Source organism: Marinilactibacillus psychrotolerans, assembly GCF_900101525.1.
Classification (GTDB): domain Bacteria; phylum Bacillota; class Bacilli; order Lactobacillales; family Carnobacteriaceae_A; genus Marinilactibacillus; species Marinilactibacillus psychrotolerans.
Genome location: NZ_FMZD01000001.1, coordinates 171558 through 194666, shown reverse-complemented (window position 1 = coordinate 194666; position 23109 = coordinate 171558). Strand labels below are relative to the sequence as shown.

Genomic DNA, 23109 nt, shown 5'->3' with positions numbered 1-23109 from the left:
AAGAAAGGAAGAGTAGGATGGAGAAAAAATTATATGAATATCATATGGATGAAATAGTCAATATTTTTTTGCTGATAAAATCTGCTGAAGAAAAAACGACGAGAAACGGGAAACCTTATCTAGCATTTACTTTTCAAGATACGAGTGGAGAAATGTCTGCAAATTTTTGGGATGCATCTGATGAAGATATTAAAAAATTTAGAGCAGGTACAGTTGTAAAGGTTGGGGGAAAAAGAGAAGAGTATAAAGGCAGTCCACAGCTGAGAATTAATTCCATTCGATTATTAAAAGAAGGAGAACCAGCAAATCCGGAACTATATGTAGAAAGAGCCCCTATAAAGAAAGAAAAAATGATTGAGCAATTCAATAAAACGATTTTTGATATTACGAATGCGAATATGAATCGTATTGTTAGACATATTATGAATAAATATCAGAAAGATTTCTTTCAAAGTCCGGCTGCAAAAACAAATCATCATGCTTTTATGGGCGGTTTGGCATTTCATACAATCTCTATGCTTGGGATTGCGAGATCCATTACAGAACAGTATAATTTTTTAGATCAGTCTTTGTTATTTTCCGGGCTGATTTTACATGATATTGGAAAAGTTGTTGAACTTACCGGACCTACGGCAACAGAATATACTTTAGAAGGAAAATTGATTGGCCATATTGTAATTGTTCATGAAGAAATCTCTAAAGCTTGCCAACAACTGAAAATCGATGAAAGCAATGAAGATGTTATTTTACTCAAACATATGGTACTAGCTCACCACGGGGAGTTTGAATATGGTTCTCCGGTCCGTCCTCAAGTACCGGAAGCAGAAGTATTATATTATATTGATCAGATTGACGCTCGACTTAATATGATGCAGTCAGCTATGAATAAAACAGAGAAAGGATCATTTTCAGATCGTATATGGGCTATGGAAAATCGTTCATTTTATAAATCTAACTTAACAGATCAGTCTTTATAATAATTTTAATCGTATTTTCTTCTTGAAATATTCAATTTTTAAACCTTTATGTAGATTTTCTTGTTCTTTTAATGAAAGTTGCTGTTTAAATGGTGTGGAAGGTTTAAAATTAGTCAATGCTATGGTATATTATTCAAAGTATGGTATATCAATAAGTAAATGATAAATCAATATCAGAAATATGTCTGATTGGTTAGATGAATTGTTGACTTTTGATAATAAAACTTAATGAAGTAGGATGTGTAAGTAATATATGAAAAAATGGTTAATTGCTACAATGGCTTGTTCTGGATTATTATTGGCAAGTTGTTCTAGTAGCCCTGAAGTTGCTTCTACTGAAAATGGTAGAATTAGACAAGATGAATTTTATGAACGCATGAAAACTGAAAAGACTCAAACTGGACAAACTTTTGGTGAACAAGTTCTTCAACAAATGTTGTTAGAAGATGTTTTAGAAAATGCTTATGGCGATCAAGTAACTGAAAAAGATGTTGATGCGGAGTTTGAGGTTGAAGCTGAGCAATACGGAGGAACTGAAGCTTTTGAGGAAATGATCAAAGCCCAAGGTATGAGCGTAGAAGATCTGAAAAAAACAATTCGTACATCTCTTCTCGTAGAAACAGCAGTAAAAGAACATGCTGACTTTTCTGATGAAGAAATCCAAAAAGCTTATGATGATTATACTGCTGGAAGTAGAGTAGCACATATTTTAGTTGAAGATGAAGCGACTGCTAAAGATATCATTAAACAGTTGAATGATGGTGCTGATTTTGGAGAGTTAGTTAAAGAATATTCTACTGATACTGCCACAGTCCCTGATAATGGTGAAATGGATCTAGTTCCTGGGAAAACTGTTCCTGAGTTCGAAGAAGCTGCTAATGCTTTAGAAAACGAAGGGGATATTACCCAAGAACCCGTGAAATCTGATTATGGTTATCATGTAATCAAACTGATTAAAGCTGGGGAAAAAGGATCACTTGAAGATGAACGGGATAATGTTATCGATACATTAGTTGAAGAGAAAATGGCTGATCAAAATTATATTTTAGAAGTGATTTCTAAATTAGTAGAGGATGCCAATGTACAGATTGCTGATGATGACTTAAAAGGTGCAATGAGTGCATATATGAAACCAGAAGAAACAGAAGCACCTGCTGAAGATGGAACGACAGAAGATAAAGATGCAGCAGATACGGAAGATAAAGACACATCAGATACAGAAGATAAGAATTCTGATGAAAGTAAAGAAGATAGCACAGAAGAAGACGCTGAATAACCATAAATTTTATAATAATAAACAGAGAGTGTTCAGGAATATTCCTGAACACTCTCTGTTTATTTATTTAGTTGTGGTGCTTTTAATATTAACTGTAGCCACTTCAATATCTTTATTGATTTTATCTGCTTTTCGCTTGATTCTCTCTACCCTAGGTTGTGCTTCATATAGATATTCGTTAGAAAGATTTTGAATATCCGTCATAAACTCAGTCTGTAACTTCATTCCTTCATCAGTTAAATTTTGAATAGCAATCTTCAGATCTCCTACTTTTTCGTTTACATCTTTTACATGATTTGTTGTATCATCAATATAGTTTTTTAGCATATCTTGATTTTCTTTTCCTGTTCTAGGTGTTTTCAATAAGCCGTATACGCCACCCAATACCACGCCACTTAGTGTACCTAATAGAAAATGTTTCATTTTAAGCCCTCCAGTGATTTTATTAATTTTTCTTTTATTCTATCTAGTTCTTCTGGTGTATATTCATTTGAATGATCTTCCCATTTTAGTCCGAATCCATCATTCTCTCCATAACGGGGAAGTAAATGGATATGACTATGAAAGATAGTCTGAGATGCAACTGCTTCATTATTCATTAAAATATTTAATCCTTTAACATCGGGATTATGCTTCTTTATAGCTTTTGCAATCTTGGGAATTACAGCAAAAACATTCGATGCTAATTCTTCGTCATAATCGAATATGTTACGAACTGGTTTTTTTGTAATAACCAAAGTATGCCCTTTAGTTACTTGAGATAAGTCCATGATTGCAATAACATGTTCATTCTCATATATTTTTCTTGCTGGTATTTCTCCAGAAACAATCTTGGCAAAAATAGTGTCTGTCATTTTTAATCCTCCAACCTTACTTACTTATTTCTATTATATCATTCTAATCTATTCTAGTTTATCACAGAAGAGTATATTTTGATAAAAAGAAGCACAAAACTTCCTTTTGTCTTTTCATACTTGTGGTAAAATATAAAGAACAACATCAGGAAGGATACTTTAAATGAGTTTAAGAATTGAACATGTTACAGGTGGCTATACCAGAAGACCAATTTTAAATGATCTATCTTTCAATGTAGCAGATGGTGAATTAGTTGGCTTAATAGGACTGAACGGTGCAGGTAAAAGTACGACAATTAAGCATATTATGGGCCTTTTAGAGCCATTTAAGGGGCAAATTTTTTTAAATGATAAAACAATTCATATGGATAGCACACTATACAGACGAAACATAGGTTTTATACCAGAAACACCTGTATTGTATGAAGAGTTAACATTAAAAGAACATATCGAAATTACTGCAATGGCATATGGACTAGATGTAGATAGAGCCTTTAAAAGCGCAACACCCCTTTTAAAGTTATTTCGATTGGATGATCGCTTAGAATGGTTTCCATCGGATTTTTCTAAAGGAATGAAGCAAAAAGTAATGATCGTGTGTGCTTTTATTATTGAACCCAGTCTCTATGTCATAGATGAACCTTTTTTAGGATTAGATCCTTTAGCAATTAGGGATTTTTTAAAGCTGTTGAACGAAAAAAAAGAGCAAGGCGCTTCTATTTTAATGTCTACACATGTTCTGAATAATGCAGAGAAAATATGTGATGCTTTTGTAATTCTTCATAACGGGAAAATATATGCCAAGGGGACATTATCACAATTAAGAGAAAAATTTAAGATGCCCGGAGCTAGTTTGGATGATATGTACGGACGATTAGCAGATGAAGAAGGGTTTTTAATATGACCGTTATTTCACTTTTTAAACAAAGAACTAGAATATATCAGAAGCAACTTTCTAGATATATGAAATATGTACTGAATGACCACTTTGTTTTAGCCGTACTCTTGCTATTAGGTGCAGGAGGTTTTGGATATTCTAACTATGTTCAAACGGTAAGTAACGGCGCCATTTTACCCAGAGTTATTTTGGTTATCGTTATGATTTTAGTCCTATCTGCTGGAAGGATAACGACATTAATGCAATCAGCTGACATTGTTTTTCTATTGCCACTTGAAGCTGAAGTAAAAGGTATACTTAAAAAGAATATATGGAAAAGTTTTATCTTTTTAGCAATCCCAATAGCTTTTGCTTCAGCAGCTGCAATGCCCTTGTTGGTCGTAACTCTAAAGATTGAATTTAATAGCTGGCCAATCTTTTTAGCGACAGCTTTATTACTGAAATTTTTTGATCTTAAAGTTCAATATATAACTTTTTTAGAGAAAGATCACACTAGGCGATTGTTAATGATGAGTGCTAGCAAAATACTAAGTGCTGTTGGACTAATTTTTAGTATATTTGTAAATCTGTATAGTGGATTGATTTTAGTAGCTTTCTTTGGTTTGGTGGGGACCTATTATTTGAAGAAAATTTATAGCAAAGATAAAAGTTTGCAATGGACTATTGTAATTGAAAAAGAAGAGAATAGACTACAAAAAATTTACCGATTCATTAACTTATTTACTGAAGTTACTTTTCTAGAACAGCACCCAAACAGATTGAAATGGTTAGACAAATGGATTGAAACCCAGTCAAGGAAGAACAATGACCCACATTATTATTACATTGTACGATCGTTTTATCGAAACCAATCTTACAGTGGCCTAGTTTTAAGGTTGACATTGATTGGAATTTTGTTGATTTTGTTCAGCTCAGGAGTAATCATTAAGTTGATACTGACTATTTTATTTTTATACTTAATCGGTTTTCAACTTACAACGATCTATCAGCAATTTAAACAAAATTTTTATTTCCAATTGTACCCGGTACCTGAGACTGGTAAAATAAAATCCATCCAGAGATTGATAGGCGAAATTTTGAGCATTGTAGCAATTTTCTTTATCGGAGCTAATCTTACACAAGAAATATATAGTAGTGGCATCATGTTGATTGGAAGTTTGATATTTATTTATGGATTTACTAGTTATTATTTACCAAGAAGACTAAGTAAAATAGAATAATTTCACTTTTAGAAATGAGGAAGAGACATGAAAGTAATCTGGAATAGCCAAATAGTTGAAAGAGAAGAAGTCAAAATCGATCCTGAAGATAGAGGATATCAGTTTGGAGATGGAATCTACGAAGTAGTTAGAGCATATAATGGTAAGTTTTTTTGTATAGATGAGCATATTGATCGTTTATATACAAGTGCCAGTAAAATCGAAATGGCCATACCACAGACAAAGGATAAGATGAAACGACTAATGAACCAATTATTAGAAGAAAGTGGTATAGAGACGGGCAATCTATATTTGCAAGTTACTAGAGGTATTGCCTCTCCTCGGAACCATGTTTATCCAGACCTAAGTGTTTTACCAACCATAACAGGAAACATCACTGTGGTGCCCAGAGATGCTGAAAAAATAAAGGCAGGAATTAAAACAGTCATTGAAGAAGATATACGTTGGCTGAAATGTGATATCAAATCGATCAGCTTACTTGGAAACATCATGGCAAAGCATGAAGCACATAAAAAAAATGCTGAAGAAGCCATCTTACACAGGGATGGAATTGTTACTGAATGTTCAGCTTCAAATGTGGCAATTGTTAAAGACGAAGTTATATACACACATCCAGATAGTAATCTGATCCTGCCAGGAGTAACAAAAATAGTCTGGTTAAAATGTGCAGAAAAATTAGGAATAGAAGTTAAGGAAGAACCCTTTACTTTAGAACAATTAAACGAGTCAGACGAAGTGTTCTGTTCAAGTACGACAATAGAAGTTATGCCTATACACACGATTAATGGCTATGCAGTTAATGGCGGAAAAATTGGAGAAGTAACTCAAAAGCTGGCTAAAGCATTTGAAGAGGAAATTGAGAAGGTATGTGGAAAAGTCTAGTTAGTTTTAACAAAGTATATTCTAGCTTAATAAATTCGATACCGAAAACTTCCTTCTATATCAATAGAATTGTATTTAGATTATAAAAAAGAACATCTATCCGCTTGACGAGTTCATAAATTCTTTCTACAATAGAGAAGAGATTCAAGACGGGAAAATGAATTAAGTAATTATGGATAAAAGGATTGAGTGGGTATGGAGTTAGAGAGAGAAACGGGGTGGAAACTACACCCGATCGGTGGGGATACAGGACAGGCTTATATGGGCACAAAGGATGAAGAAAAGTTGTTTTTAAAACGAAATTCTTCTCCTTTTTTAGCTGCTCTTTCTTTAGAAGGTATTTCTCCTAAATTGATATGGACTAAAAGAATTGGGAACGGAGACGTTCTAACTGCGCAAGAGTGGTGCAATGGTCGAAATCTTTTTAAAGATGAAATGCATTCTTCTAGAGTTGCTAAGATACTAAAAAAAGTTCATCAGTCTGAAAGTTTGAAACGAATGCTTCAAAGAGTTGGGGGCAGATTCATTCATCCTAAAGATTTATTATCAGAGTACAGAGCTAATCTTGCAAGTGAATTAATAGAGCATCCTCAGTTAAAAAAAGCCCATCAGTGGTTAATTGATACAAAATTGGAGATTATTATAGATTCAGAAATTAGCGTGTGTCATGGAGATGTTTCTAGGAAAAATTGGTTACTCTCTGAGGAAGATCAATTATATTTAGTTGATTGGGACTCAGCAATTCTTGCTGATTTAGCATATGATATAGGGCAATTATTTAGTCGTTATATTGAAAAGAAAGAATGGAACGATTGGTTGAGGGAATATGACCATGAAATATCAGAGTCATTTCTTCAAAGAATTAACTGGTATGTTATTATGACCTTGCTAATGGATGTCAAAGAAGCACACCGAAAAGGGCAATTTATTAAAATGAATAATGCAATTGTGAAAATCGATCAACTAATGTCGGTTTAGAATTAAGCTATTATAAGATTAATAACATTTATATAACTAAAAATCGGGCCAGACGTATACTCTGTCCCGCTTTTTATGTAAAGGAGAAATTTATGCGTTTAAGAAATAAACCTGGAGCGGAAGATAAACTTTTAGCATATGGGCAATATGTAGTGAGCACCCCTGAAGAATGGAAAGGCAGATGGAATGAACGCTTTGATAAGAAACAGCCACTTCATATAGAAATTGGTATGGGAAAAGGCCGGTTTCTTATCGAAATGGCTAAACAAAATCCGGGAATCAATTATATTGGAATTGAACTACAGACTAGTGTAATAGTATCAGCATTGGAAAAGCAGATTGAAGAAGATTTACCGAATGTGCAATTGCTGCAAGTTAATGCACAAAATTTGCAGTCTTTCTTTGATAAAGGAGAAGTCGATAGGATTTATCTTACTTTTTCAGATCCTTGGCCAAAAAATCGCCATGAAAAAAGAAGATTAACGTATAAAGATTTTTTGTACAGTTATGAAACCATACTTGATGAACAAGGTGAGCTGCACTTTAAAACAGATAACCAAAAGTTATTTGAATACTCATTAATTAGTTTTTCTGAAAAAGGAATGATTCTGAAAGAATTATATCTTGATTTGCATAATAGCGAGGTAGAAAATAACATTATGACTGAGTACGAAGAAAAATTTTCAAGAAAAGGAAATCGGATATATAAAACAGTAGCTTATTTCCCTGAGAGCAAATAAATGGCAGAAGATAAAAATGCAGTATCTACATGATCATGTAGATACTGCATTTTTGATTAGTTATACTCTGTAAAGATCAATTAAACTACCTGTGTATGCATCTGCAATAAACTCGTACTGTACTAGAATATTTTCTTCTAAACGAGAAATACCACCATAATATACATCAGTAGTATATGCAAACTTTTTCCATGGGACCTTAGTTAATTCTATCCAGGAACCATCTATCGGTCCTTCTTCCCGAAACTGCGATTTAATATCTTCTAATATTGAATCAGCATGAATCGCTTGTTTTTTAGATACTTTAGGATAGAGGAAAAAACCCAAAAGGAAAGAAAAAAGGAGTCCAATTACTCCAAATAAATAGGTGGTTTGCTTTTCAGTTAACTTATTTTCCATAGTCTAGCCTCCAAATTTAATTGCTTTAGTGCGTTTCTCATTTATTTTAACATATATATTTTATGAGTGTAATAGAATATATAGGAAAGAGGCTTAAAATTTTTGCGATTTTTGTGTATAATTAACAAGATCGCTTTAGATAATGAACCAAAAAGGTAAATATTCGAACTAAATAGTTTTAAACCTATTAAAATTTATACGATTAGTTCAACTAGAAAAAATATTAAACTAGGAGGAAAGCCATATAGGTCACTGGCTGATAACGATGAATAATCAGACATTTGAGTTAATAAAAAAGGTAACAGAGTTACAGGGGACAAGTGGATTTGAACATTCTGTTAGACAATTTATGCGTGAAGAAATGGGACCGCTTGTAGATGAAATACAGCAAGATGGATTAGGTGGTATTTTTGGAATTAGACACTCTAAACAAAAACAAGCACCTAAGTTAATGATTGCTGCTCATATGGATGAAGTTGGATTTATGATTGCATCCATCACTAAAAAAGGATTGTTTAAAGTAGTACCATTAGGTGGCTGGAATCCTTATGTCGTATCCGCACAACGCTTTACTCTTCAGACAAGTAAAGGTGACTACCCAGTTGTGTCTTCATCTGTTCCGCCGCATTTACTTAAAGGAAAACAGGCTAGTGCAATAACAGTAGAAGATATTTTATTTGATGCGGGATTTGATTCTAAAGATGAAGCATTTGAATATGGGGTAAGACCGGGGGATACAATCGTTCCTCAAGTAGAAACAATTAAAATGGCAAATGGAAAGACGATTCTTGGAAAGGCTTGGGATAATCGGTATGGAGTAGCAGTTGTTTTAGAAGCACTGAAGTCATTGCAGAAAGAAAGTTTACCGAATACACTGATTGCAGGCGCTAATGTACAAGAAGAAGTGGGACTTAGAGGCACAAAAGGTGCAGTCTCAAAATTTGATCCTGATGTTTTCCTCGCTGTGGACTGTTCTCCGGCCAATGATATAGCGGGAGATGACGAAGCATTCGGGCAACTAGGGAAAGGCTTTTTACTTCGTATTCAAGATCCAGGTATGATACTGTCAAAAGAAATGAGAGACTTTTTACTGGATACAGCAGAGACTAATAATATCCCTTATCAATATTTCATTTCTAAAGGCGGAACAGATGCTGGAGCAGCTCATCAGATGAATCAAGGTGTTCCTAGTGCAGTTATTGGAGTATGTGCTCGCTATATTCATACGCATCAAACATTATTTAATATTAAGGATTATGAAGCAGCCAAAGAAATGGTGAAACAGGTTATCCTTACATTGGATAAATCAACATTAGATACATTAAAAAACAATTAAATGATTTAAAATACTAGTCAAATAGATCAAGAGGAGATTATTATGTTAATTTCAAGTTACAATAACAAAGGATTAAAAGATGTTTTAATTATTCAATTAAGAGAATGTACAATTGAAAACCAGATGATTGAAAGAAAAGGCAATATGACTAAAATTTACGAGAAAGAATCAGGTGAAACAGTAGGATATAATCTGTTTAACGCTTCAGAGATATTAGATTTGTTTGAAAACGGTCCGGTTACTTTGACAGAAGAGCAAGTTGAAATATTGAATGAGTATATTAAATTAAATAATTGGACTGAGACCTTGAAAGCTGATAACTCACCTAAATTTGTAGTGGGGCATGTCATAGAATGCAAACCATTAGAGGGTTCTGACCATTTGAATATTACTAAAATAGAAATAGATAATGATGAAGTTGTTCAAATCGTCTGTGGTGCTGAAAATATAAAAGCTGGACAGAAGGTAGTTGTTGCAAAACCTGGATCCATTATGCCGGATGGTCTTGTGATCTGGCCTGGAGAGCTTCGAGGAGTTAAAAGTAACGGTATGGTTTGTTCTGCAAAAGAACTTGGTTTAGAACAAAAATCAAAAGGGATTCTTGTACTTGAGGGATCTGAAGAGACAGGTAGAATGTTCTCTATTTAAACCATATACATGATATAATAATTTTAATTATACATTAATTTACTAAGTGATGTATGATCTTTGGAAGAGGAGGAAGCGTAATGGTAGAATATGAAGGACCAAGTTTTTTCAAGCATGCAAAAAGACAATCATCAGATCCTTCAACTGATCGACTAAAAGAAAACCTACACTTTTTTAAGTCAACTGATCAGCAGCCTACTGGCGATAGAGAGTTGTTTAGCGAGAGAAGCTCACATACGCTTCCTGATCATATCATCAAAAGAGATGAGATTGAAAAAGGATTTCAAGATTATCTTGAAGAAAAAAGCATCTATAATCCGCCTCGTTCTAAGCATTATATAGAACCTCCTTTTGAGGCGAGTAGGGTACCCTCTCCAATTTTTGGATATAAAAAACCTCTAAAGAAAGATAATGAGGATTGGGATTATGGGCTATTGAAAGAAAAACTAAAAAAAGAACATTTTGAGTTTCTGATGTTTGAAGAATTTGAAACGCCTGAACTAACTGAATACTGGGAAATGCAACTTGACGATGAGAAAAAACTATCTCCCAAAAATAAGAATACAAACTCGCTATCTACCAGTAAGAAAACGACCTTGGCTCAGACTAAGGTACCGTTTAAAACAGAAATGAAAAAAGAAACCCAAAATTCACGTAATAAAAGAATGAAACTACAACGGTCATTGATGAACATAATCAACGAAGAACAACTAGGTAAAAACAAATTCAAAAGTAATCTTCCGGGATTCTTTTCAGATGAAAATGAGTGAAGTCTTATTGAAAGATAAGCGTTTCATACTGGATTTTTTTAAGTGTTTCCATTATAGTATAAAATCGTATGCTATTAGTCTAGTTTATTCTTGTAAGAGACTATATGGTGAAACGTATAGTAGAAATTTGGAGGCTTTTTAAAATGGATCAATCAATGATTTATCATTTTGTAGGAATTAAAGGTTCCGGAATGAGTGCATTAGCATTAATTCTGCATGACAAAGGATATAAAGTTCAAGGATCAGATGTAAACAAATATTTTTTCACCCAAGAAAACTTAGAAATTGCAAAAATACCTATTTATGTATTTCATCAAAATAACATTAGAGAAAATATGGTTGTCATTGCTGGTAACGCTTTTCCTGATTCTCATGAAGAAATTATTCGTGCAAAAGAGCTCGGATTAAAAGTTGTTAGATATCATGATTTTTTAGGAGAATTTAGTAATCAGTTTACCAGTATAGCTATAACTGGTTCTCATGGTAAAACGAGTACGACGGGGTTATTATCACATGTATTAAGTGGCATTGAAAAAACAAGTTACCTGATTGGTGATGGCACAGGTAGTGGAGTTGAAGATGCAGAATACTTTATATTAGAAGCATGCGAATATCGCCGACATTTTTTAGCTTATAAAACAGATTATGCTTTAATTACAAATATAGATTATGACCATCCTGATTATTATACTAGTGTTGAGGATGTAGAAGAAGCATTTAGAACATTTGCTTCTCAAATTAAAAAAGCTGTTTTTGCTTGTGGAGATGATGAAAGACTACAGAATCTGCAAGTTTCGGTACCGGTAGTATTCTATGGTTTCCAAGACCACAATGATTTTCAAGCTAAAAATATTATACGCTCAATAGAAGGTTCTACTTTTGATGTTTATGTAAGAGGAGACTTCTATGGACAGTTTTCGATTCCTTCTTATGGAGAACACAATATTCAAAATGCTTTAGGTGTTATTGCATTTTGTCATTATGAAGGGGTAAATCAGGAAAAAGTAGGTGAGCGATTAAAAACTTTTTCTGGTGTAAAGAGAAGATTTACTGAAAAGAAAGTAATGGATACAGTCATCATTGATGATTATGCTCACCATCCTGCTGAGATAAAAGCAACTCTTGATGCTGCTCGTCAGAAATATCCTGACAAAGAAATTGTAGCTGTATTTCAACCACATACATTTACTCGCACAGTAGCCCTTCTAAGTGAGTTTGGTGAATCTCTGGATTTAGCTGATTACGTTTATCTCTGTGAAATTTTCACTTCTGCTAGAGAAATGTCAGGGGATATTACGATCGAAGATTTATTAGCAAAAACAGAAAAAGGATTAGCGGTATTAGGAGAAGAGGATATGTCTCCGTTGTTAAAACATCGAGGGTCTGTTTTTGTCTTTATGGGCGCTGGAGATGTAGAAAAATTTGAACATGCATTTGAGACACTCTTGAGTCAATCAAAAGCCCAAACCTAAATATATTTTAAAAACTATCTCGATGGGGATAGTTTTTTGGTTTTTAGTCGTATTCTCCAAAAGAATACATGACACAAAGGCGTTCTCTTTTTTGTGTTCTTTATTTTTGTTAAAATAAATTAAAAGTGTCTTTAAGAGCGGATAATAAGAGGAGTCGAAGCACATGTCGAGACAAAAAAAATTATTATTAATAGATGGCTATAGTGTAGCTTTTCGTGCATTTTATGGACTGCATAGTCAGCTGGAGAGAATGAAAAATCGTAATGGATTGCATACTAATGCGTTGTACGGAATCCATAATATGCTTGAAGTAATCGTAAATAAAGAGCAACCTACACATGCGCTAGTAGCCTTTGATGCCGGGAAGACTACTTTTCGACATGAATTTTTTGAAGATTATAAAGGTGGTCGCTCTACTATGCCTGCTGAATTTGCTGAACAGATTCCTTTTATCAAAGATCTGTTAGCAGGTTTTGGTTTGCAATCTTATCAATTAGTGAACTATGAAGCAGACGATATAATTGGCACACTCAGTATGCAAGCAGAAGCAGAAGGGTATGATGTAGTTATACTTACTGGGGACCGAGATCTTACGCAGTTGGCATCTGAAAAAGTCAGAGTAGATATTACGAAAAAAGGGGTAAGCGATCTTAAAGAGTTTACAACAGATTCAATTATGCAGGAAATGGGTATTACACCCAAACAAATTATAGATATGAAAGGATTGGCTGGAGATGCTTCAGATAATATCCCCGGTGTATCAAACATTGGTGAGAAGACCGCACTGAAGTTATTAAAAGAATATCATTCTATCGAAGAACTATATGAAAATATAGAGGGAATGAAACAGTCCAAGAGAAAAGAAAATTTAATAAAAGAAAAAGATACAGCTTTCTTAAGTAAAAAACTTGCTACGATTGATCTAAAAGCACCTATTGAAATAGCCGTAAAAGATTTAACTTATACAGGAATGGATATGGAAAAGCTCATTTCTTTTTATAAAGAAATGGACTTCCAGTCTCACCTAAATAAACTAGATACAGAAGAGTACATGGAACAGTTAGCAGAAGAGGTCGAAGAAATTGACTATGAATATGTAAATGAAATAAAGTCTGATATGTTTGAATCTGATATGGCCCTTTATATTGAAATGTTGGGAGACAATTACCATCATTCAGAGATCGTTTCTGTTGGCTGGGGAAATGATCAAAAGATATATGTTGCAGAACCTTCTGTAGCCTTCGAATCTGAAAGTCTTAAAGAATGGATCGAATCAGAGGAAGTCAGCAAAACGCTCTATGATGTTAAAAGAACTTATGTAGCACTAAATAGGAAAGGTGCTAAACTGAATGGGGTGACGTTTGATATATTATTAGCTTCTTATTTACTTACCGCAGAAGATAGTAGCAGTGGGGATGTTGCTGATATTGCAAATAAACATCATCATAAAGGGTTGTCGCCTGATGAAGTTGTTTATGGGAAAGGGAAAAAGAAACAGGTTCCTGAAAATATTGAATTAATGCGAGATCATATAGCCCATAAAGTTCGTGCGATTTATTCATTGTCAAATCAGATGAATGAACAGCTAGTAGAAAACGAACAAGAGAACCTGTTGAAAGAAATGGAAATTCCATTAGCAATCGTATTAGCCGAAATGGAAATTCAGGGAATTACTGTAGATGCAAAACGTCTCGAAAAAATGAAAGCAGAATTTGCTGACACATTAAATACAATTGAAGCAAGAATATACAAAGAAGCTGGAGAAGAATTTAATATTAATTCTCCTAAACAGTTAGGAATTGTATTGTTTGAGAAAATGGGGTACCCTGTCATTAAAAAAACTAAAACAGGCTATTCAACGGCACAAGATGTATTAGAAAAATTAAAAGATCAAGCTCCAATAGTAGAATTTATTTTGCAATATAGACAGATTGCTAAAATACAATCTACCTATATTGAAGGTTTGCTCAGAGTGATTAATTCTGAAACGAAAAGAATTCATACGCGATATTTGCAGACTGTAGCCAGAACTGGAAGATTAAGTTCAGTTGATCCAAATCTACAAAATATCCCAGTTAGATTAGAAGAAGGGCGCAAAATTAGAGAAGCTTTTATTCCCAGAGAAGAAGGATGGAAGATTTTTGCTTCTGATTATTCTCAAATTGAACTGCGTGTTCTAGCTCATATTTCTAACGATGAACATTTAAAACAAGCATTTATAGATGAACAAGATATTCATACAAGTACAGCTATGCGAGTATTTGATTTGGCAGATCCTAGTGAAGTAACAGCTAATATGAGAAGAGATGCTAAAGCCGTTAACTTTGGTATTGTATATGGCATTAGTGACTACGGACTTTCTCAAAGTTTAAATATTACTAGAAAAGAAGCACAAGAATATATTGATACGTATTTCGATCGTTTTCCCGGAGTTAAATTATTTATCGATAATATTATCAGAGAAGCTAAGGATAAAGGATTTGTTGAAACACTATTTCACAGAAGACGATATTTACCAGATATCAATTCAAGAAATTTTAACTTAAGAACCTTTGCAGAACGGACAGCTATGAATACTCCAATCCAAGGAAGCGCTGCAGATATCTTAAAAGTCGCAATGATCGATATGTCTAAAAGAATTAAAGAAGAAGGTATGAAAGCTACTATGCTTCTGCAAGTACATGATGAATTGATTTTTGAAGCTCCAGAAGAAGAAATTCCTGTACTAGAAAAGCTGGTTAAAGAAGTAATGGAAAATGCAGTTGATTTATCAGTTCCTTTGAAAGTTGAAAGCAGTTGGGGTAAGAGCTGGTATGAAGCGAAATAGTAAAAGTGAGAAGCGAGAAACTCTCGCTTCTTTCCATGTGTAATGGGAAAATGAAAGGAAGAAACAAGTGCCGGAATTACCAGAAGTAGAAAGTGTAAGAGAGGGTCTAGAACGTTTATTGAAAGGTAGAAGAATTACGGAAGCGATTGTTTTGTGGGATCGTATCATAGCAGAACCTAAAGAAATAAATCAGTTTAAAAATGAAATAAAAGACCAAATCATTCATTCAATTGATCGCAGAGGTAAATTTTTGTTGTTTAATTTAACAGATTTTGTGCTGATTTCGCATCTTAGAATGGAAGGCAAATATAGAATTGAAAAAAGCAATTCATCAATTTCAAAACATACGCATGTTATTTTCAAGTTGGATAGTGGAGAAGAACTGAGATATTTGGATGTCAGGAAATTTGGAAGAATGTCACTAGTCTCTTATAAAGCAATTGCTAAACATCCTTCATTAATAAAATTAGGCCCCGAACCTATAAAAGAGGCTTTGACGATTGAAGCCTTAAGTCAAGCACTGAAAAAAAGAAAAAAGACTATTAAAGCAACCCTTTTAGATCAATCTGTTGTGGCAGGAATTGGGAATATATATGCAGACGAAATTTTGTTTAATGCAAAAATACATCCTTCTCGAAAAGCGAACACGCTCACAAAATCAGAATTATCTAGATTAACTTATTCAATTTTAGAAATTATAGACAAAGCAGTAAAAGCTGGTGGAACGACAATTCGCACGTATGAAAATGTCTTTGGAGAGTTAGGTAATTACCAATCTAATCTAAAAGTATATGGCAGAACAGGTCTACCGTGTGTAAGGTGTCAAACAATTATAGAAAAAATAAAAGTTGCTCAAAGAGGTACCCATTTATGCCCTAATTGTCAGAAACTGACAAGTGAAGGTTGAGAGCAATTTTAAATAAAGGAAGAGGATAATGGCAAATGTATTAGGATTAACAGGTGGAATTGCTAGTGGTAAATCAACAGTTAGCCAAATTTTCAAAAAGTATCATTTCAAAATTGTTGATGCTGATATTGGAGCAAGAAAGATATTAGATCCTGGAACTAAAGGATTGGAAGAAGTAGTTAGAATATTTGGAAAACAAATATTATTAGATTCTGGAAGCCTTGATAGAGTTAAATTAGGACAGATTATATTTAATGACGCAAAGAAAAGAAAGCAACTAGATGAATGTCTAGTTCATCATATTAGAGAATGGATAGTTTCAGAAAAAAATAAATTACTTGCACGAAATGAGCCATTGATTATTTTAGATATTCCTTTATTGATTGAAGCACACTATGAAAATGAAGTGGACGAAATAATGGTTGTAGCAGTCAGTGAAGAAACCCAATTAAAAAGATTAATGAAACGAAATGAACTTACAGTTGAAGAAGCAAAAATGAGAATTGAATCTCAGTTACCATTATCGGAAAAAATAGAAATGGCAGATATTGTTATTTACAATGAAGGGACAATAGAGGAAACAGAAGCACAAGTCGTTAAGTGGCTCGTTAGTAAAGGGTATTACAGCGAATAAAGCTATGGTATAATAAATATAACTAAAAATCAGAAAGATTATAATAAAAGGATTGATGACTGTGCAATGTCCTCGCTGCCAAAATAACGGAAGTAGAGTCGTCGATAGTCGGCCTGCTGATGATAATAAAGCTATTCGTAGACGTAGAGAATGTGAGCAATGCGCCTTTCGATTTACAACATTTGAGAGATTAGAACAGCCACCTATATTAGTGGTTAAGAAAAATGGAACACGTGAAGAATTTAGTCGTGAAAAACTATTAAGAGGATTAAGGAGAGCTTTTGAAAAGCGTCCAGTTACTGCTGAAGAACAGGAAAGAATTGTTAATCGTGTAGAATATAAAATTAGAGATCATGGAGATAGTGAGATACGATCGACTAAAATAGGTGAGTATGTAATGGACGAACTAGCGGAATTAGATGATGTAGCCTATATAAGATTTGCTAGTGTATACAGACAATTTAAAGATATCGAAGTGTTCATGAAAGAAATGCAGGAATTAGAAAAAAAACGGAAAGATCAGTAAATGGGTATAATTAACTGAAAGGGAAGGGGAAATAGTACAGTGAATTATCCGTGGCAGCATGTAAAACCAAAAGATTATTTTATCCTAAGAGAGTCACATCCCCTTTCTGACCAAGATGTCAGGGTGTTAACAACTATATACCAACCGCTAATCGGTAATGCTGCATATGCACTTTATATGCTCTTAAAAGAGTCTTTACAAAGCAGTGCCGAGTGGACTAGTGGAAAACCGTTATCAGAATTGTTGACCATACTTGATATGGGAATACCTGAATTGTACCAGGCACGAATTCGCTTAGAAGGACTTGGATTGTTAAGCGTCTATAAAAGTAAAAAAGAAGCAGATCAGTATTTATTTGAATTAAAGCCGCCATTAACAGCCGCACAATTTTTTAATGATCATATGATGAAACTGATTTTATTTGAAAAAGTTGGAGAAAAAACGTTTAAAGATATTAGACGGCAATTTACTAGCAAAGAACCTCTTGTGGAAGAGTACGAAGAGATCACTAAATCATTTTTAGATGTTTATCATTTTAATATCCAAAAGCATAATCAACTAACTACTACTGACTTGGAAAAAGATGTTATTGAAGTTGCAACTTTTTCTGCAGTTAAAGAAGTAGCTAAACAAAGTGATTTTGATTGGTCATTTTTTATAGAAGGACTGAATAATCATTTCATTGATAAAAAATCAATAACTAATGAAATAAAAGAAATCATTCTTTCGTTACATGAAATATATGGATTAGATGAAATGGAACTTCAGAAATATGTACTTCAGGCAACGGACATAGAATCTTCAACTATTAATGGTAATAAATTATCTCAGGAGGTCCAGCAAGACTTCCATCGAAAACAAGCAAATAAAGTTCAGTTTACGGATAAAGTAGATCAAACAATAAAAGCGGAAAAAACAAAAGAATCTAACCGTCGATATCGTCTGAGTCAGAGTGGATTTAATGATCATGAGATTGAAGTGATTCTTCATGCTGAAGAAGTGAAACCTGGAGAATACCTTAGTTCTATCAAAGCGCAAAAGGGCGGCTTTGTTTCGAGTAATGAGCTTTATCTGATTAAAGAGCTAATAGAACAATCTTCTCTTCCCACCTCGGTAATCAATATGCTGATTAACTATGTTTTAATTGGGAAAAATGCTCCAGTATTAGAAAAAAGTTTGGCACTAAAGGTGGCTAATGACTGGGCTATAAGCGGTATAACTTCACCTGAAGAAGCGTTAAAAAAAGTTAAGCAGTTATATACTGATACAAGAGAAGCAAAGCGAACAAGACAAAGTACCTATTCTTCAAAAACAAATAATAAAAAAGCTTATATCAAGAAAGAAACTTTACCAAAATGGGCTACAGAAGAAAATAAAGGTGAAGAAGTTGATAAAGAGAAACAAGAAGAATTCAGGAAGCGATTGGAACGCATCCGTAACCGTAAGAAAGGCGGTGGTGAGTAGTGGAAAGTATTCGCAAGCAATTAGATAGTATGATGAATTCAAATAAGATGACTGAAAAATATGAAGAGATTATTCGAAATGAAGTTTTTAAAGACCCGGATGTAAGAAAATTCTTAGCTGAAAACAGTAAGATTCTTGATAAAGAAGCCATTGAACGAAGCGCAGCTAAACTTTATGAGTTTGTTGTTGAAAAAAAGAAAGCGGCTGTTCAGAGTGGAGAGCTAATGCCGGGGTATGTTCCAAAACTGTTAATCAACAATAAGCGAATTGATGTGACTTATGAACCCTCTACTGATTTAACCAACCGCCAAAAACAAGCAGCAATTAATCAAAGGATTCATTCTATGTACATGCCAAAAGACATAAAAAATTTTAGTATTGATCAGTTTGAAAGTACTCCAGGTAGGAATGAAGCTGTTGAAAGAGCATATGATTTTATTGATCAATATCTTGAAAACCCTGATGAATTCCAACAAGGTCTTTATTTATATGGAAAGTTTGGCGTAGGCAAAACTTTTTTACTTGGGGCTATTGCTCATGAGCTTTCTGAACAAGGGCACCCCTCTACACTTGTCCACTTTCCTAGCTTTGCTGTTGAAATGAAAAATTCTATAGGTCAAAATACAACAGAAGAAAAATTGACCATTTTCAAAAAAGCTAAAATCCTAATGATTGATGATATAGGAGCTGATTCAATGTCCAGTTGGATTCGTGACGATATTTTAGGCGTTATATTACAATATAGAATGCAAGAACAGCTGCCTACCTTTTTCTCATCTAATTTTGATATGGCTCATTTAGAAGATGAACACTTCAGAGTAACCCAACGAGGGGAAAATGAACCATTAAAAGCAAAAAGAATTATGGAACGAATTAAGTTTCTGTCAAAAGAAGTAGAGATGACAGGTGACAATAGAAGACATTCATAGAATAAAAAAGTATTGAAAGAATCAAAGAAGCGTGTTATTCTACTATTAATCAAATTTTAAAAAGCTTAGAGAAAGCTAACCTTTTTAGGAATTTATTATTAAGAGAGGAAGACAATAGCTGAAAGTCTTCTATAATAAACCTGAAATTGACCCCTTTCGAGCGCTGTCTTGAACCAAGTAAAGGCAGACGTTACTCTGCGTTAAAGAGCTGAACGAAGTTAGAAGATAGTATTTCTTATTTTCTATGAAGTTGGGTGGAACCACGTTATAAATCACGTCCCATTGAGTAAGTTTTTCTTATTCAATGGGACTTTTTGTATATTTTAAACTTATAAAACTCATTGAATAAATGAAATCACATTATAACTAGGAGGAAAATCAATGTCAGAAATAGCAGTTAAACTACCAGATGGTTCTATAAAAGAAGTAGAATCTGGTGCAACTCCAAAAGATATAGCGAGCAGTATCGCAAAGTCACTTGAAAAAAAGGGACTGGCTGGAAAGTGGAATGGGAAGTTAGTTGATTATAATCAACCTTTAAAGGAAGACGGGGAACTGGAGATCGTTACACCTGATCATGAAAATGCTCTTGAAGTATTAAGACACTCAACTGCCCACTTAATGGCTCAAGCAATCAAAAGGCTATATCCAGACGTGAAATTTGGAGTAGGTCCGGCAATTGACACAGGATTTTATTATGACACTGATTCAGAACAGCCAATTATTGAAGAAGACTTGGAAAAAATTGAAAAAGAAATGATGGCAATCGTTAAAGAAAATTTACCCATTGTTCGTAAAGAGATTTCTAGAGAAGAAGCACTTGATTTATTTAAAAATGATCCTTATAAAGTTGAATTGATTACTGACTTACCTGAAGACGAAGTAATCTCTATCTATGAGCAGGGTGAATTTGCGGATCTGTGCAGAGGTGTTCATGTTCCTTCAACTGGCCGTATTCAAGTCTTCAAATTACTTTCATTAGCAGGTGCTTATTGGAGAGGCAGCTCTGACAATAAAATGATGCAGCGGATTTACGGTACAGCATTCTTTGATAAGAAAGCGTTGAAAGAATTCTTAAAGATGCGCGAAGAAGCAAAAGAACGAGATCACCGTAAATTAGGAAAAGAATTAGATATCTTTATGCTTTCGCCGGAAGTAGGATCCGGTCTTCCGTTTTGGTTACCCAAAGGAGCAACGATTCGCCGTGTGATCGAGCGCTATATTACAGATAAAGAAATTAGTATGGGCTATCAGCATGTCTATACGCCAATCATGGCAAATGTTGACTTTTATAAGAAATCTGGACACTGGGATCACTATCATGAAGATATGTTTCCTCCAATGGACATGGGGGACGGCGAAATGCTCGTACTTCGACCAATGAACTGCCCACATCATATGATGGTCTTCAAAAATGATGTAAGAAGTTACCGTGATCTGCCAATCAGAATAGCAGAATTAGGTCAGATGCATCGCTATGAAAAAAGTGGAGCTTTGTCAGGTTTGCAGCGCGTTCGTGAGATGACATTGAATGATGCGCATGTATTCGTTAGACCTGATCAAATCAAAGAAGAATTTCGTCGAGTGATTGAGTTAATGCTGGCTGTTTATGATGACTTTGATATTAAAGACTATCGATTCCGTCTAAGTTATCGTGATCCCAAAAACACTGAAAAATATTTTGATGATGATGCCATGTGGGAAAAAGCACAGTCAATGTTAAAAGAAACACTTGACGAAATGGGTCTTGAGTACTTTGAAGCCATTGGTGAAGCTGCATTTTATGGTCCAAAATTAGACGTTCAAGTGAAAACAGCTCTTGGAATTGAAGAAACATTATCTACTGTACAGTTAGATTTCCTATTGCCAGAAAGGTTTGATCTAACTTATGTGGGTGAAGATGGTCAGGATACGCATCGACCTGTTGTAATCCATCGTGGTGTAGTTTCGACTATGGAACGGTTTGTTGCTTATCTGATAGAAAGATACAAAGGCGCATTCCCGACATGGTTGGCTCCTGTACAAGCAAAAATCATTCCAGTTAATTTAGACATTCATGCTGATTATGCCAATGAATTAAATGAAGAATTAGCTGCAAAGGGCTTACGTATTGAAATTGATAATCGCAATGAAAAGATGGGATATAAGATTCGACATGCTCAAACACTTAAAATTCCTTATCAAATTATTGTAGGCGATAGTGAAGTTGAAAGTAATAGTGTAAGTGTTCGAAAATATGGTGAAAAAGAAACAAACACTTATCCTAAAGCAGAATTCATCTCTCGATTTCTATCAGAATCAGTAAAATAAATTAAATAACTAAGTATGTATTGACATACTCTTACCATTCTGGTACTATATAAGAGTTGAGAAAACGAAGCAGAAGCGCCCGCTTCTCGCCTTTAGGATCTAAATCCTAGGGCAGATATCGAACGTATATAATTCAGAGTAACCAAGAGTTACTTTGAGTATCAGACTGGATGAAGCAATTCATTCTCTGATAGCGGAGATAAAGAGGGGGCTTTTATTACAAAGTCCCCTCTTTTTTTCTGCCGTGCTTTCTCGCAAATATTTTGGAGGTGAACCACCATAGCAAAAGACATGATTGTCAACGATCGTATTCGTGCAAAAGAAGTACGTTTGATCGGCAAAGACGGTGAACAGATTGGGGTAATCCAACGCAACGAGGCAATGAGGTTAGCTGAAGATGCCAATTTAGATTTAGTTCTAGTTGCACCAAATGCTAAACCACCAGTGGCTCGTGTTATGGATTATGGTAAATATCGCTACGAATTACAAAAGAAAGAACGTGAAGCAAGAAAGAATCAGAAAGTCGTTAACGTCAAAGAGATTCGCTTGAGTCCAACTATTGATGATCACGATTTCAATACGAAATTGCGTAACGCTCGTAAATTTTTGGAAAAAGGCGATAAAGTGAAAGTATCTATTCGATTCCGTGGACGTGCGATTACTCACAAGGAAATAGGACGTGAAGTATTAGAACGTATGGCGGAAGAAGCGTCTGACATTTCACAAGTCGAATCAAAAGCTAAAATGGATGGCCGTAGCATGTTCTTAATGCTTGCACCGACATCTGAGAAATAAGACAATAGTGTAGGAGGAAGACAATAATGCCTAAGCAAAAAACACATAAAGGTTCAGCAAAACGTTTTAAAAGAACAGGTTCTGGCAAACTGAAACGTAGCCACGCAAAACGTAGCCACATGTTTGCAAATAAATCTCAAAAACAAAAACGTCACTTACGTAAGTCTGCAATGGTTTCACATAGTGACTTTAAACGTATTAGACAACAACTTGCTAAAATGAAATAAGAATTGTACGAGCGCTTTTATCTTTCAAGAGCGCAACCAA

Annotated in this window: 23 protein-coding genes and 1 other annotated feature; of the genes, 20 read left to right on the top strand and 3 right to left on the bottom strand. The window is 34.3% G+C overall.

Translation table 11 applies throughout. The annotated features are described in order from the left end of the window. The first annotated feature begins 17 nt into the window (after window positions 1-17). Window positions 18-977 carry a 3'-5' exoribonuclease YhaM family protein gene (locus BLT22_RS00950; RefSeq protein WP_091759597.1) on the top strand — a complete coding sequence of 320 codons (960 nt, stop codon included), beginning with the start codon at window positions 18-20 and terminating at the stop codon, window positions 975-977. Between the two features lie 253 nt (window positions 978-1230). Then, on the top strand, window positions 1231-2253 hold the full coding sequence (locus BLT22_RS00945) for a peptidylprolyl isomerase (RefSeq protein WP_091759595.1): 1023 nt from the start codon (window positions 1231-1233) through the stop codon (window positions 2251-2253). A gap of 63 nt (window positions 2254-2316) precedes the next feature. On the opposite strand, the gene BLT22_RS00940 is transcribed toward BLT22_RS00945, so the two are convergent. Next, window positions 2317-2676 carry a YtxH domain-containing protein gene (locus BLT22_RS00940; RefSeq protein WP_091759592.1) on the bottom strand — a complete coding sequence of 120 codons (360 nt, stop codon included), beginning with the start codon at window positions 2674-2676 and terminating at the stop codon, window positions 2317-2319. Beyond that, the gene (locus BLT22_RS00935) at window positions 2673-3107 is read right to left on the bottom strand and encodes an HIT family protein (RefSeq protein WP_091759589.1); all 435 of its coding nucleotides are present in this window, start codon (window positions 3105-3107) and stop codon (window positions 2673-2675) included. Before BLT22_RS00935 ends, BLT22_RS00940 begins: the two co-directional genes overlap by 4 nt. Window positions 3108-3270: 163 nt before the next feature. Between BLT22_RS00935 and BLT22_RS00930 the strand changes: the two genes are divergently transcribed. The 5 genes from BLT22_RS00930 (at window position 3271) to trmB (ending at window position 7825) form a co-directional block, all read left to right on the top strand. Further along, entirely contained in the window at window positions 3271-4011 is a 741-nt protein-coding gene (locus tag BLT22_RS00930) for an ABC transporter ATP-binding protein (protein WP_091759587.1), read from the top strand. Further along, window positions 4008-5225, top strand: a complete 1218-nt coding sequence (locus BLT22_RS00925) for an ABC transporter permease (RefSeq protein WP_091759584.1) — start codon at window positions 4008-4010, stop codon at window positions 5223-5225. Before BLT22_RS00930 ends, BLT22_RS00925 begins: the two co-directional genes overlap by 4 nt. A gap of 27 nt (window positions 5226-5252) precedes the next feature. Next, complete coding sequence (dat, locus tag BLT22_RS00920; RefSeq protein WP_087057903.1) at window positions 5253-6107, top strand: D-amino-acid transaminase; 855 nt, start codon at window positions 5253-5255, stop codon at window positions 6105-6107. Window positions 6108-6302: 195 nt separating this feature from the next. Continuing rightward, complete coding sequence (locus tag BLT22_RS00915; RefSeq protein WP_087057901.1) at window positions 6303-7085, top strand: phosphotransferase family protein; 783 nt, start codon at window positions 6303-6305, stop codon at window positions 7083-7085. A 92-nt stretch (window positions 7086-7177) separates the two neighbouring features. Continuing rightward, entirely contained in the window at window positions 7178-7825 is a 648-nt protein-coding gene (trmB, locus tag BLT22_RS00910) for a tRNA (guanosine(46)-N7)-methyltransferase TrmB (protein ID WP_091759581.1), read from the top strand. A 60-nt stretch (window positions 7826-7885) separates the two neighbouring features. Here the strand turns inward: trmB and BLT22_RS00905 are convergent, their stop codons facing one another. Next, window positions 7886-8224 carry a hypothetical protein gene (locus BLT22_RS00905; protein WP_087057897.1) on the bottom strand — a complete coding sequence of 113 codons (339 nt, stop codon included), beginning with the start codon at window positions 8222-8224 and terminating at the stop codon, window positions 7886-7888. A 265-nt stretch (window positions 8225-8489) separates the two neighbouring features. On the opposite strand from BLT22_RS00905, the gene pepA reads away from it, so the two are divergent. The 13 genes from pepA (at window position 8490) to rpmI (ending at window position 23069) form a co-directional block, all read left to right on the top strand. After that, window positions 8490-9560 carry a glutamyl aminopeptidase gene (gene pepA / locus BLT22_RS00900; protein WP_091759578.1) on the top strand — a complete coding sequence of 357 codons (1071 nt, stop codon included), beginning with the start codon at window positions 8490-8492 and terminating at the stop codon, window positions 9558-9560. A 42-nt stretch (window positions 9561-9602) separates the two neighbouring features. After that, a complete protein-coding gene (ytpR, locus tag BLT22_RS00895) occupies window positions 9603-10208 on the top strand; it encodes a YtpR family tRNA-binding protein (protein ID WP_091759575.1) in 606 nt (201 codons plus the stop codon). 80 nt (window positions 10209-10288) lie between these two features. Then, window positions 10289-10978 (top strand): hypothetical protein, encoded by a 690-nt coding sequence (locus BLT22_RS00890; RefSeq protein ID WP_091759572.1) that lies wholly within the window; start codon window positions 10289-10291, stop codon window positions 10976-10978. A gap of 143 nt (window positions 10979-11121) precedes the next feature. Beyond that, entirely contained in the window at window positions 11122-12450 is a 1329-nt protein-coding gene (gene murC, locus BLT22_RS00885) for a UDP-N-acetylmuramate--L-alanine ligase (RefSeq protein ID WP_087057889.1), read from the top strand. A 163-nt stretch (window positions 12451-12613) separates the two neighbouring features. Continuing rightward, window positions 12614-15277 carry a DNA polymerase I gene (gene polA / locus BLT22_RS00880; protein ID WP_091759568.1) on the top strand — a complete coding sequence of 888 codons (2664 nt, stop codon included), beginning with the start codon at window positions 12614-12616 and terminating at the stop codon, window positions 15275-15277. Window positions 15278-15344: 67 nt separating this feature from the next. Beyond that, window positions 15345-16184 carry a DNA-formamidopyrimidine glycosylase gene (gene mutM, locus BLT22_RS00875; RefSeq protein ID WP_091759565.1) on the top strand — a complete coding sequence of 280 codons (840 nt, stop codon included), beginning with the start codon at window positions 15345-15347 and terminating at the stop codon, window positions 16182-16184. 28 nt (window positions 16185-16212) lie between these two features. Further along, the gene (coaE, locus tag BLT22_RS00870; RefSeq protein WP_087057883.1) at window positions 16213-16818 is read left to right on the top strand and encodes a dephospho-CoA kinase; all 606 of its coding nucleotides are present in this window, start codon (window positions 16213-16215) and stop codon (window positions 16816-16818) included. 61 nt (window positions 16819-16879) lie between these two features. Further along, window positions 16880-17344, top strand: coding sequence for a transcriptional regulator NrdR (nrdR, locus tag BLT22_RS00865; protein WP_087057881.1), 465 nt, complete (start codon window positions 16880-16882; stop codon window positions 17342-17344). A 39-nt stretch (window positions 17345-17383) separates the two neighbouring features. Continuing rightward, entirely contained in the window at window positions 17384-18808 is a 1425-nt protein-coding gene (locus BLT22_RS00860; RefSeq protein ID WP_091759561.1) for a replication initiation and membrane attachment family protein, read from the top strand. Continuing rightward, window positions 18808-19737 (top strand): primosomal protein DnaI, encoded by a 930-nt coding sequence (gene dnaI, locus BLT22_RS00855; RefSeq protein ID WP_087057877.1) that lies wholly within the window; start codon window positions 18808-18810, stop codon window positions 19735-19737. The genes BLT22_RS00860 and dnaI overlap by 1 nt, the downstream gene beginning before the upstream one ends. A gap of 57 nt (window positions 19738-19794) precedes the next feature. Next, window positions 19795-20022 (top strand) — a binding site (T-box leader). Between the two features lie 96 nt (window positions 20023-20118). After that, complete coding sequence (gene thrS / locus BLT22_RS00850; RefSeq protein ID WP_091759558.1) at window positions 20119-22047, top strand: threonine--tRNA ligase; 1929 nt, start codon at window positions 20119-20121, stop codon at window positions 22045-22047. Between the two features lie 291 nt (window positions 22048-22338). Continuing rightward, on the top strand, window positions 22339-22842 hold the full coding sequence (gene infC / locus BLT22_RS00845; protein ID WP_072694500.1) for a translation initiation factor IF-3: 504 nt from the start codon (window positions 22339-22341) through the stop codon (window positions 22840-22842). A 26-nt stretch (window positions 22843-22868) separates the two neighbouring features. Further along, window positions 22869-23069 (top strand): 50S ribosomal protein L35, encoded by a 201-nt coding sequence (rpmI, locus tag BLT22_RS00840; RefSeq protein WP_072694501.1) that lies wholly within the window; start codon window positions 22869-22871, stop codon window positions 23067-23069. Window positions 23070-23109 lie beyond the last annotated feature (40 nt).

Bases quoted from the DNA above. Each gene is read 5' to 3' on its own strand.
- BLT22_RS00950 (WP_091759597.1), top strand. From the start codon at position 18: ATGGAGAAAAAATTATATGAATATCATATGGATGAAATAGTCAATATT.
- BLT22_RS00945 (WP_091759595.1), top strand. From the start codon at position 1,231: ATGAAAAAATGGTTAATTGCTACAATGGCTTGTTCTGGATTATTATTG.
- BLT22_RS00940 (WP_091759592.1), bottom strand. From the start codon at position 2,676: ATGAAACATTTTCTATTAGGTACACTAAGTGGCGTGGTATTGGGTGGC.
- BLT22_RS00935 (WP_091759589.1), bottom strand. From the start codon at position 3,107: ATGACAGACACTATTTTTGCCAAGATTGTTTCTGGAGAAATACCAGCA.
- BLT22_RS00930 (WP_091759587.1), top strand. From the start codon at position 3,271: ATGAGTTTAAGAATTGAACATGTTACAGGTGGCTATACCAGAAGACCA.
- BLT22_RS00925 (WP_091759584.1), top strand. From the start codon at position 4,008: ATGACCGTTATTTCACTTTTTAAACAAAGAACTAGAATATATCAGAAG.
- dat (WP_087057903.1), top strand. From the start codon at position 5,253: ATGAAAGTAATCTGGAATAGCCAAATAGTTGAAAGAGAAGAAGTCAAA.
- BLT22_RS00915 (WP_087057901.1), top strand. From the start codon at position 6,303: ATGGAGTTAGAGAGAGAAACGGGGTGGAAACTACACCCGATCGGTGGG.
- trmB (WP_091759581.1), top strand. From the start codon at position 7,178: ATGCGTTTAAGAAATAAACCTGGAGCGGAAGATAAACTTTTAGCATAT.
- BLT22_RS00905 (WP_087057897.1), bottom strand. From the start codon at position 8,224: ATGGAAAATAAGTTAACTGAAAAGCAAACCACCTATTTATTTGGAGTA.
- pepA (WP_091759578.1), top strand. From the start codon at position 8,490: ATGAATAATCAGACATTTGAGTTAATAAAAAAGGTAACAGAGTTACAG.
- ytpR (WP_091759575.1), top strand. From the start codon at position 9,603: ATGTTAATTTCAAGTTACAATAACAAAGGATTAAAAGATGTTTTAATT.
- BLT22_RS00890 (WP_091759572.1), top strand. From the start codon at position 10,289: ATGGTAGAATATGAAGGACCAAGTTTTTTCAAGCATGCAAAAAGACAA.
- murC (WP_087057889.1), top strand. From the start codon at position 11,122: ATGGATCAATCAATGATTTATCATTTTGTAGGAATTAAAGGTTCCGGA.
- polA (WP_091759568.1), top strand. From the start codon at position 12,614: ATGTCGAGACAAAAAAAATTATTATTAATAGATGGCTATAGTGTAGCT.
- coaE (WP_087057883.1), top strand. From the start codon at position 16,213: ATGGCAAATGTATTAGGATTAACAGGTGGAATTGCTAGTGGTAAATCA.
- thrS (WP_091759558.1), top strand. From the start codon at position 20,119: ATGTCAGAAATAGCAGTTAAACTACCAGATGGTTCTATAAAAGAAGTA.
- infC (WP_072694500.1), top strand. From the start codon at position 22,339: ATGATTGTCAACGATCGTATTCGTGCAAAAGAAGTACGTTTGATCGGC.
- rpmI (WP_072694501.1), top strand. From the start codon at position 22,869: ATGCCTAAGCAAAAAACACATAAAGGTTCAGCAAAACGTTTTAAAAGA.